Here is an 11029-nt window from a genome sequence, read left to right as displayed (position 1 = left end):
AAACTAGGGAGGTTTTTTTATGATATGCCGGATTAAGGATGCAGAAATATACTATGAAATTGTGGGAGAAGGTAAACCAGTCATTATCATACATGGTTGTGCTCCTGACCATAGGTTAATGAAGAGGTGTATGGAATCAGTATTTCAGAAATGTGAAGGTTATCAAAGAATTTATATTGATTTACCTGGCATGGGAAAATCGAATGCTCCAGAATGGATAAATAGTTCAGATCGTATAGTAGAAGTGCTTATCACATTTATTGAGGAAATTGTTTCTACTGAAGAATTTTTATTGGTAGGAGAATCATACGGGGGATATTTAGCTAGAGGGATACTTTCAAAGATGTTTGAGAGGGTTAATGGATTATTATTAGTATGTCCTGTTGTTGTAGCGCAGCCAAAAGAAAGACAATTACCCGATAAACACGTAATTGTACGAGATGAGCAGTTTTTAAATAAGCTAACTTCTACCGAAAGAGAAGAATTTTGCGAGTTAGCAGTGGTAGCAAATGAATATACATATAAGCGATTCAAAGAAGAAATTAAGCCAGGGTTATCTATTGCTAATAATGAATTTATTGATAGATTGCAAAAGAATTACTCTCTTACTATGGATTTTCACCGTAAGAAATATGAGAAACCCGTTCTTTTATTAGCCGGAAGACAAGATATATCGGTAGGTTATCAAGATATTATAGAAATTATTGAAGATTATCCAAGAGCAACATTAGCAGTGTTAGATATGGCAGGGCATAATTTGCAAATTGAACAACCTGAACTATTTGAGAGTTTAGTAGGCGAATGGATTAGACGAACAGTCGAATAAAGTAGCTTGAAAAAATAAATATATAGATTCTTCCTAGATTTTAGGAAGGTTTAGATTAAAGTAATTTATTAACTTATAAATATTTTCAAGGGGGAAGTATGACTACATATATTTATATGGTTAGGCATGGTGAATCACCAAAATTAGAAGGAAATGAAAGAACGCGTGGATTAACTGAGAAGGGACATATGGATGTTCGTAGAGTAACTGAGATATTAAAAGCGGAGGGAATTGATACTTTTATTTCAAGTCCGTATAATCGGGCTATGTTAACGATAGAAGAGTCAGCTAATTTTTATGAAAAAGAAATAGTAGTATATGAAAATCTTAAAGAGTGTAGGTTTTCAAGTAGGGATAAGATTGTATCAGACAAGGAAGTGTACCCACTTGTAAAGAGGATGTTTTCTAATCCGGAATTTGCACTAACTGAAGGAGAGTCATATGCAGAATGTCAGAGAAGGGTAGTGAAAGTGTTAGAAGAAATATTAATACATTTTCAAGGACATAAAATTGTAATTGGTACACATGGGCTTGTAATGACACTAATGATGAACTATTTTGATAATCAATATGGACTTGAATTTTTAATGAATACATCAAAACCGGATATATATAAGATGGAATTCAAAGAAGATCAATTAATGAATGTAGAGAGATTGTGGAGAGAAGAATGAAATGGATAATATGGAGTGTGTTTTCAAGGTTACTTTGAAAACACACTTTTTTCATAGCATTATTGCAGTCAAAAAAGTTAAAATATTTCATTATAAGGATTATAATAGAGAAAGAAATATAAAAGGGAGTGAATGAATTTGAAACAAGAACTTATTGAAAGATTTACGAGATATGTAAAGATTGATACACAATCAAATGAGGAAAGCCATACAGTACCAACAACACCTGGACAAATTGAATTTGGTAAGTTATTAGTAGAAGAGTTAAAAGAGATTGGCTTAACAGAAGTGACGATGGATGATAATGGTTATGTAATGGCAACACTTCCTGCAAATACAGATAAAGATGTTCCGGTAATCGGCTTTTTAGCACATTTAGACACAGCAACAGACTTTACGGGGAAAAACGTAAGACCACAAATTCATGAAAATTTTGATGGGAAAGCAATTACGCTAAATGAAGAGTTAAACGTTGTGCTAACGCCAGAACAGTTCCCAGAACTACCATCATATAAAGGACATACAATTATTACAACTGATGGTACAACACTTCTTGGAGCAGATGATAAAGCTGGTCTTACAGAAATTATGGTGGCAATGAATTATTTAATACATAATCCTCAAATTAAACACGGGAAAATAAGAGTAGCATTCACACCGGATGAAGAAATTGGCCGTGGACCAGCGCATTTTGATGTAGAAGCGTTTGGTGCATCCTTTGCTTATACGATGGATGGAGGTCCATTAGGTGGTTTAGAGTATGAAAGTTTTAATGCTGCAGGTGCTAAGTTAACGTTTAACGGAACGAATACACATCCTGGAACAGCGAAAAATAAAATGCGTAATGCAACTAAACTGGCTATGGAGTTTAATGGGCATTTATCAGTAGAAGAGGCACCAGAATATACAGAAGGATATGAAGGATTCTATCATTTACTTTCTTTAAATGGTGATGTTGAGCAAAGTAAAGCGTATTATATTATTCGAGATTTTGATCGTGAAAATTTTGAAGCGCGTAAACATAACGTTGAAAATATTGTGAAGCAAATGCAAGAGAAGTATGGGCAAGATGCAGTCGTTTTAGAAATGAATGATCAATACTATAACATGCTTGAAAAAATTGAACCAGTGAGAGAAATTGTTGATATTGCGTATGAAGCGATGAAAAGTTTAAATATCGAACCGAACATTCACCCGATTCGCGGTGGAACAGATGGATCACAATTATCATATATGGGATTACCGACGCCAAATATTTTTACTGGTGGTGAAAACTACCACGGTAAATTTGAGTATGTTTCGGTAGATACTATGGAAAAAGCTGTTCAAGTTATTGTAGAAATCGCAAGACGATTTGAAGAACAAGCTTAAAAAAGAACCAAGTAGTACGAATGTGCTACTTGGTTCTTTTTAATATAGCACCCGCCACAAATAAAAAGTTGCGTAAGACTCCCAGTTTATCCAATTTGCTGCAAAGTCTTTTATTTCATTTTTAGTCGGTTTATTTTCGGAACTCGTTATAAACTTTATTGCATTATGCAAACCAACATCATCAATTGGAAAAGCGGAAGGAAAGCGTAAACAGCGCATTAAAACATAGTTGGCAGTCCACGGTCCTATACCATGGATAGCAGTTAATTGTTTTTCAGCATGTTTCACATCTTGTATTTGTAGTAAAGATTCTTTTGATAGTTTCCCTTCTGTAATAAACTGTGCAATACCAATTAAATATTCACATTTTCTAGTCGTCATTTTCAATTTTTTAAGATCCTCTACATGTAGAGTTGCAATCGTTTCAGGTGATGGGAATATCCAATGTTTTCTATCGTTCCATTCTACATACTTCCCAAATTGCTCGACTAATCTTCTTTTTAGCGTATAAGCATATGTGAGGTTAATTTGTTGACCGATAATTCCCCAGGAAAGTGCTTCAAATAAATCTGGAATACCTAATGTACGAAGTCCATAATATTTTTGAGTAGGTCCTTGAAGGAGTGGATCATGTTTTGCTAATTTATAAAAGGGAGTTAAATCCGTAGTTAAATCAAACCACTCTGTTACATAGTTAGCTACAGCATCGCATATCCATTTGTCAGAGATATATGATTCTCCTAAAAAACGTATTTGAATATTGCCATCAGTATTCATACTAATTTCAACTAAAGGGTTTACATCTTGAACAGGGATAACTTTATAAATTTTGTTATCTTCAATATGAAACATACATTCATTGTTAGAACGTGAAAGATAGCGTAAGTTTTCTTGGAAACTAAATTCTTTAGGAACTACTAAAGTTAATGCGCTATTACATTCTGCTGTCATATGAATTCCACCTGCAACTTTTCTACTGTAAGCAATTCTTTCTTCATTTCTAATCCCCCTCTAAAACCAGTTAGTTTCCCATTTTTTCCTATAACGCGATGACAAGGAATTGTAATGAGAAGGGGATTGGCAGCAATAGCAGAAGCAACGGCACGCACAGCTGTAGGTTTTTGAATTCTCTTGGCAATTTCTGAATAAGAATATGTCTTTCCGTAAGGAATTTCACGTACCGTATTCCAAACAGATAATTGAAATGCAGTTCCGTAAGCATCAATAGGCAATGTGAAAGTTTCTCGCTTTTTTTCTAAATACTCGATAACTTCTTTTGCATAGGCTTGCAAGTAATCTGGATTGCAGACTAATACATGTTGTGGCAGTTTTTTTCTAGCCCACATATGTAGTTCTCCGAAGTTTTCGTCTTGGGATCCTATGAAACATAATCCATTTTCAGTTGCAGCAATATGTAAGCGCCAATTTTTATGTGTAAGTAGCGTCCAATATATAGATTTATTTTTATAGGAATTCATTATTGTATCCCTCTTTCATTTCGTTCTTTTTTCGATATTCAGTAGGAGTAAATCCGGTTTTCTTTTTAAATAAAGTTGCGAAATACTCCGGGTTTTCTATCCCGACAGCAGTACTAATTTCCTTAACGGATTGATTTGTATGTGAAAGAAATTCTGCGGCTTTAACAATTCTGAATCGCTGTATATATTCTATTGGACTTATTCCTATTAGTCTTTTGAAAGTACGTTGTAAATGAAATGGGCTACCGTGGCACATTTCTGCGAGTAGGTCGAGAGTTAACCCTTCGTCATAATGCTTTTCAATATAGTCTTTAATTTGTTCTACCCACTCTTCATTAGGTAAAGTGATTCCATTTGGTTTACAACGTTTGCACGGACGAAAGTTTTCATGCAATGCTTGCTCTGCATTTAGAAAGATTCGTACGTTGTTTTTATTCGGTATTCTCGATTTGCACGATGGTCGGCAAAAAATCCCAGTTGATTTCACAGCATAAAAGAATTTGTTATCATAGGAAGAATCATTGTGAATAATTGCTTGCCAATACTCACTTGTTAATGTAAATCCCTCATTGTACAAAGATCATCACCTCTGAAATTAGTATAACCTGAATAATGTGCGTATGTACGTATTCACAAATGTAAGAGCAAGATTACAAAGATGAAAATAGGATAGTTATTCTATTTGTGTTAGCATGAAAATTGAAAATGCACATCAAGAGGAGGAACATAAATGAAGTTGATTTCATGGAATGTAAATGGTTTACGTGCAGTTATCGCAAAAGGTGGATTTTTAGAATACCTAGAAGAATCTAATGCAGATATATTTTGTTTACAAGAAATTAAATTGCAAAGTGGACAAATCGATCTAGATTTAGAAGGATACTATACATACTGGAATTACGCTTTGAAAAAGGGGTATTCGGGAACAGCTATTTTTACAAGAAAAGAACCGATTTCTGTTACATACGGTTTAGGAATTGAAGAGCACGACCAAGAAGGCCGAGTTATTACGTTAGAATTTGATGATTTTTACATGATAACGTTATATACACCAAATTCAAAACGTGGATTAGAACGATTAGATTACAGAATGGAATGGGAAGATGATTTCCGGGCTTATATTAAGCGATTAGATGAAAAAAAGCCAGTTGTTTTTTGTGGAGATTTGAACGTCGCTCATAAAGAAATAGATTTAAAAAACCCGAAAAGTAATCGGAAAAATCCTGGGTTCTCTGATGAGGAACGAGAGAAGTTTACACGTATTTTAGAAGAAGGATTTATAGATACGTATCGTTATCTGTATCCTGATCAGGAAGGTGCATATTCGTGGTGGTCGTATCGTATGGGAGCGAGAGCGAAAAATATTGGATGGCGTTTAGATTATTTCGTTGTTTCTGAAAGAGTGAAAGGCCAAATAAAGGATGCAAAAATTAATAGTGAAGTAATGGGATCAGACCATTGTCCAGTTGAATTACATATGGACTTTTAAAAAAGAAGTATCTTCTTGAAGAAAAGGAGATACTTCTTTTTTGATTCAGTTTGTTAAAATCTTTCAAATCATTCTTGAAATAATCTGATATTAAATATATACTTAATAACGATAATCATTATCATCGATAATGATTATCGTTGGATGAGGATTGTAAAGAATTTACTACTAGGGGAAGTGAACGAGAATGGCTCTCCATTTTACGTAGATTTATTAATGATGTGAAATATAGATGAGAAATATGTTTCATGTAATTAAGTTTCATTGTTGAAATAATATATTTAAAGGTTTCGAGAGGAGATATATAAAGATGAACAAGAAATTATTTACATTAGGGATGGTTACAGTTTTAAGTGTAGGTTTAGCAGCATGTAATAGTGCGGACAAAACTTCGGGGGAACAAAAACAGCAAACGAAAGCGACCGAAACGAAAAAAGATGAGAAACGAAAAATTACATATTTAGGTACAGAGTACACAGTACCTGCGAAAGTAGATAAAATTGCGACGGCTAGTTTAGAGTCAATGGAAGATGCGGCAGTACTTGGTATTAAACCGGTAGGGGCAATTACTGTCGGTGGTAAATTACCAAAGTATCTCGAAAAAGAGTTGGAGGGTGCAAAATCTGTTGGTGAGAAAATGGAACCAAATTTCGAAACATTACTTCAATTAAAACCAGATGTAATTACATCTAGTACGAAATTCCCAGCAGAAACAGCTGAAAAATTTACGAAAGTAGCTCCGACGTTCCCCGTATCACACGTTTCAACAAACTGGGAAGATAATTTAAAGTTAATGGGAGAACTAACTGGTAAAAAAGATAAAGCAGAAAAAATTATTAAAGATTACAATACAGACGCTGAAAAAGCAAAAGCAAAACTTGGAGATAAGTTAAAAGATAAAAAGGTACTTGTAATTAGATTAAGAGCAAATGACTTATTCCTATACCCAGAAGGAGTATACTTTAATCCTGTAATTTATAAAGATCTTGGATTAACAGCACCAGAACAACTAAAAACTGTAAAAGCACAAGAAAAGATTTCTTTAGAAAAACTTGCTGAAGTTAATCCTGATTATATCTTCTTACAATACGAGGCAAGCGAAAATAATAAACCAAAAGTGCTAGAAGACATTGAAAATAATCCAATTTGGCAAAGTATGAATGCTGCGAAAGAAAAGAAAGTATTTGTAAACGTTGTAGATCCAATGGCACAAGGTGGTACAGCTTGGAGTAAAACAGCATTCTTAAAAGAAGCAGTGAAAAATTTATCTAAATAATACAATAAGTAAGGTGCGTTGAATGATATGCAGAAAACGAATGCAGTACCAGTAACCATATTATGTATAGCACCCATACTCATCTTATTTACAGTTATACTTTCTATTTTGTATGGGGCGAAAAGTATTGATGTTGAAACAGTGTGGAATGCATTATTTCATTTTGATTCAAGCGATGTGGATCATAATATTATTATTACTTCACGTTTACCAAGGGTAGTTGCGGCTCTTTTAGTTGGAGCATTTCTAGCCATATCAGGAGCACTTATGCAGGGGATGACAAGAAACTATCTTGCATCCCCTTCTATTATGGGTGTGACGGATGGTGCAGCCTTTGTTATTACACTTAGTATGATTTTTCTTCCGGGAATGTCATCGATCGGTATGGTTTTATGTTCAATGATTGGTTCTGCACTAGGAGCCGGTATCGTGTTTGGTTTTGGCTCACTCCTTCAAAATGGCTTATCCCCTGTTAGGTTAGCAATTATAGGGACAGTTATAGGAACATTTTTAAGCAGTGTATCGGCTGCGATGGCTTCGTATTTTCAAATCTCTCAAAATGTTAGTTTTTGGTTTAATGCAAAGTTAGACCAAGTGGATCCTAATATAATTAAAATTACGATACCTTTTGGGATAATTGGGATAGTTTTAGCACTGTTCATATCAAAATCTATTACCATTCTTTCGTTAGGAGAAGAGGTTTCTATTAATCTAGGACAGCGTACAAAACTAGTTAAAGCGATGGCAATTTTATCAGTTATTTTTTTAACAGGAACGGCAGTTGCTTTAGTTGGGAAAATTGGTTTTGTAGGTTTAATTATTCCGCATATTACTCGTTTTTTAATCGGGGTAGATTATAAATGGATCTTGCCTTGTGCAGGCGTTATTGGTGGAGTTTTCTTAGCATTATGCGATGTAGTAAGTAGATTTGTAAACTATCCATTTGAAACACCAATTGGAGTTGTTACATCTTTAATTGGAATTCCTTTCTTCCTTTATTTAATCCGTACAAGAGGAGGAGAGAGACATGCTTAAAAGTTCAAGTCAACGTTTTGGAATGACGATGGGGATTATTATACTTTTAATTTTTGGTGCCATTTATATTAGTTTAACGAATGGTACGTTTGATATTACGATTATAGATGTATTTAAAACACTCTTTAGAATAGATCCAGTACCAGATCATGATTTAGTTATTTTTGAGTTTCGTCTTCCGCGTATTGTAATTGCTGGATTAGTAGGATTAGGCCTAGGCGTTGCGGGTGCTGTAATTCAAGGGATTACGAGAAATGGATTGGCAGACCCAGGTATTTTAGGAGTGAATGCCGGGGCAGGTACAGCAATCGTCATTTTTATGTTTTTCTTTCAAGGACAATTAAAGAGTACAGATTGGATTTCTATTATGATGATGCCGATGTTTGGGTTAGTTGGTGGATTAGGTGCAGCCATCATAATCTATCTGTTTTCTTGGAAAAACGGTAAGTTAGACTCACAGCGACTTTTATTAACAGGGATTGCAATTGGATCAGGATTTGGGGCCTTTTCTATGTACTTGTCCCTTAAAATGAAGTCAACGGATTTTGAAATGGCTGCAGTTTGGGTGTCAGGAAGTATATATAGTGCAAACTGGAAGTATATTGTTGCCATGTTGCCGTGGCTTATTATATTAATTCCTCTTATACAAAAGAAAGCTTATTTATTAGATTTATTTCAATTGGAAGAAACGAGTATTACAAGTTTAGGTGTTTCCGTAGAGCGAGAGAAATCGATTTTACTATTAAGTAGTATCGGACTTGTGAGTGCATGTGTTGCTGTTTCCGGAAGTATTGGTTTCATTGGATTAATGGCACCGCATATAGCGAAAAGGCTCGTCGGCATTCAGCATAAGTATATAATTCCTACGTGCGGAGTAATCGGAATGTTTCTTGTAATTGCTTCAGATTTTATTGCAAAAACAGTTTTCACACCTGTAGAGTTACCAGTTGGAATCGTTATTTCTATTGTCGGTGTACCGTATTTCTTATATTTACTTTATAAGGCGAAAGCGTAAGAGGAGGAATAAAAGTGAGTATTTTAAGTGCAAAAAATTTAGAAACGAGCTATGAAAAGCTTACAGTGTTTCGCGATTTAAATGTGGAAATACAAGAAGGGAAAGTAACGACAATTATAGGGCCAAACGGGTGCGGGAAATCAACACTATTAAAAACGATGGGACGAATTTTAAAGCAAAAAAGCGGTAAAGTGTATTTGCAAGGGCAAGATTTAAATACAATTCCAACGAAAGAAATTGCCAAGCTGTTAGCTTTACTCCCGCAAACTCCAATTGCACCAGGAGAGCTTAAAGTAGAGGAATTAATTTCGTATGGACGCTATCCACATCGAAATAATGTAAATAAGTTAACTTCAAAAGATAAAGAGATGATTGATTGGGCATTAGATATAACGAAAACATCTGCTTTTCGAACGAGACAAATTGCAAACTTATCAGGTGGTCAAAGACAAAAGGTATGGCTAGCGATGGCGTTAGCACAAGAAACAGAAGTGCTACTTTTAGATGAACCAACTACATACCTTGATATGTCTCACCAATTAGATGTATTGCAAATTGTAGAGAAGTTAAATAAAGAACACAATTGTACGGTTGTAATGGTATTACATGATATTAACCACGCGGCAAGGTTTTCAGATGAAATTATTGCAATGAAGGAAGGGGAAATTGTTACAACTGGTAGCCCAGAAGAAATCATCACAAATGAAGTGTTAAAAGAAGTATTTCATATTGATGCGCGTGTCATGATTGATCCGTATAATGGATCTCCTGTTTGTTTCGGTTACGATAGCGTTGTAGCTCAAGAAGAAAAAGTAGAAATATATGTAACGAGTTAAAGGAGGATTTACAATGAATACCACTATCGAAAAGCAGCAGATTATTACATCTAATACAGAACAGTGGAAAATGTATTCAAAATTAGAAGGTAAGGAATATCAAATTCATATTTCAAAGCCGAAGCAACCAGCACCAGAGTCAGGATATCCTGTCATATATGTATTAGATGGCAATGCCTTTTTCAAAACGTTCCATGAAGCGGTTAAAATACAATCAGTTAGAGCGGAAAAAACAGGTGTTTCATCAGCCATTATAGTTGGTATTGGTTATCCAATTGAAGGGGCATTTTCAGGAGAAGAAAGATGCTATGATTTTACACCTTCTATCATTTCAAAAGATGCTCCTTTAAAACCGGATGGTAAACCGTGGCCTAAAACAGGAGGAGCACATAACTTCTTTACTTTTATTGAAGAAGAATTGAAACCACAAATTGAAAATGTTTTTGAAATTGATAAAGAAAAGCAAACGTTATTTGGTCATTCGCTAGGCGGATTATTTGCATTACATATACTATTTACAAATGTAAATGCTTTTCAAAATTATTTTATTAGTAGCCCGTCTATTTGGTGGAATAATCAATCCATACTTGAAAAAGAAGAGAATCTTATAAATGAATTAAATGAAGCGAAGGTTGAAACGGGAGTATTCCTTACAGTGGGATCATTGGAGCGAGAGCATATGGTTGTAGATGCAAATGCATTATCAGAACGCCTTCTCCAAGTAAAACACAATAAGTTTATATTTAAGTTTTATGAGGCTGAAGGAGAGAATCATGCATCAGTTGTACCGACTTCTTTAAGTAAGGGACTAAGATTTATTAGTTGTGTGTAGAATGTGTACGAGATATGCGTACTCTTCATATTTGGACGATTGATAAAAAAACAGGAGGATCATGAAGTTCCTCAAAACATGATTGATATGTTAAAACAACAGTTCCATATTGAACGTGCTACAATTCAAATTGAAACGCTTAAAATTAAACATAACGAAATGATTGTTTAATAAAATGCAACTAAAAGGCTATGGGG

General features: G+C 34.5%; 12 protein-coding genes and 1 pseudogene. 10 read left to right on the top strand and 3 right to left on the bottom strand.

Annotated elements, in window-relative coordinates:
- Nucleotides 1-19 precede the first annotated feature (19 nt).
- The 3 genes from KI356_RS04630 (at nt 20) to pepT (ending at nt 2871) form a co-directional block, all read left to right on the top strand.
- Nucleotides 20-826, top strand: coding sequence for an alpha/beta fold hydrolase (locus KI356_RS04630; protein WP_128281278.1), 807 nt, complete (start codon nt 20-22; stop codon nt 824-826).
- A 98-nt stretch (nt 827-924) separates the two neighbouring features.
- A complete protein-coding gene (locus tag KI356_RS04625) occupies nt 925-1500 on the top strand; it encodes a histidine phosphatase family protein (protein ID WP_128281279.1) in 576 nt (191 codons plus the stop codon).
- Between the two features lie 138 nt (nt 1501-1638).
- A complete protein-coding gene (pepT, locus tag KI356_RS04620) occupies nt 1639-2871 on the top strand; it encodes a peptidase T (RefSeq protein ID WP_128281280.1) in 1233 nt (410 codons plus the stop codon).
- Between the two features lie 39 nt (nt 2872-2910).
- Here pepT and KI356_RS04615 read toward each other — a convergent pair whose 3' ends face one another.
- From KI356_RS04615 to KI356_RS04605, 3 genes are read right to left on the bottom strand one after another with little or no spacing between them, the layout of a single operon-like run.
- Nucleotides 2911-3822 (bottom strand): DNA-3-methyladenine glycosylase family protein, encoded by a 912-nt coding sequence (locus tag KI356_RS04615; RefSeq protein WP_212934887.1) that lies wholly within the window; start codon nt 3820-3822, stop codon nt 2911-2913.
- Complete coding sequence (locus KI356_RS04610) at nt 3819-4349, bottom strand: methylated-DNA--[protein]-cysteine S-methyltransferase (protein WP_212934886.1); 531 nt, start codon at nt 4347-4349, stop codon at nt 3819-3821. Before KI356_RS04610 ends, KI356_RS04615 begins: the two co-directional genes overlap by 4 nt.
- Nucleotides 4336-4926: a bifunctional transcriptional activator/DNA repair enzyme AdaA gene (locus KI356_RS04605; protein ID WP_098267808.1), complete on the bottom strand. Its 591-nt coding sequence runs from the start codon at nt 4924-4926 to the stop codon at nt 4336-4338. The genes KI356_RS04610 and KI356_RS04605 overlap by 14 nt, the downstream gene beginning before the upstream one ends.
- Nucleotides 4927-5079: 153 nt before the next feature.
- Between KI356_RS04605 and KI356_RS04600 the strand changes: the two genes are divergently transcribed.
- The 7 genes and pseudogenes from KI356_RS04600 to KI356_RS28675 form a co-directional block, all read left to right on the top strand.
- Entirely contained in the window at nt 5080-5838 is a 759-nt protein-coding gene (locus KI356_RS04600) for an exodeoxyribonuclease III (protein WP_128281284.1), read from the top strand.
- A gap of 310 nt (nt 5839-6148) precedes the next feature.
- Nucleotides 6149-7114, top strand: coding sequence for an iron-hydroxamate ABC transporter substrate-binding protein (locus KI356_RS04595; protein ID WP_128281285.1), 966 nt, complete (start codon nt 6149-6151; stop codon nt 7112-7114).
- Nucleotides 7115-7141: 27 nt separating this feature from the next.
- Nucleotides 7142-8149: a FecCD family ABC transporter permease gene (locus KI356_RS04590; protein ID WP_128281286.1), complete on the top strand. Its 1008-nt coding sequence runs from the start codon at nt 7142-7144 to the stop codon at nt 8147-8149.
- Nucleotides 8142-9164, top strand: coding sequence for a FecCD family ABC transporter permease (locus KI356_RS04585; protein ID WP_128281287.1), 1023 nt, complete (start codon nt 8142-8144; stop codon nt 9162-9164). The genes KI356_RS04590 and KI356_RS04585 overlap by 8 nt, the downstream gene beginning before the upstream one ends.
- Nucleotides 9165-9178: 14 nt before the next feature.
- Complete coding sequence (locus KI356_RS04580) at nt 9179-10000, top strand: ABC transporter ATP-binding protein (RefSeq protein WP_128281288.1); 822 nt, start codon at nt 9179-9181, stop codon at nt 9998-10000.
- 13 nt (nt 10001-10013) lie between these two features.
- Complete coding sequence (locus KI356_RS04575; protein ID WP_212934885.1) at nt 10014-10832, top strand: alpha/beta hydrolase; 819 nt, start codon at nt 10014-10016, stop codon at nt 10830-10832.
- Nucleotides 10829-11003 (top strand): annotated as a pseudogene (locus tag KI356_RS28675) (cation diffusion facilitator family transporter); the annotation flags it as partial. The gene KI356_RS04575 and the pseudogene KI356_RS28675, both read left to right, overlap by 4 nt.
- Nucleotides 11004-11029: the final 26 nt, after the last annotated feature.

The organism is Bacillus hominis (genome assembly GCF_018332515.1).
GTDB lineage: Bacteria > Bacillota > Bacilli > Bacillales > Bacillaceae_G > Bacillus_A > Bacillus_A hominis.
The sequence above is the reverse complement of the archived record's forward strand: the minus strand, read 5'-3'. Positions and strand labels throughout refer to the sequence as shown.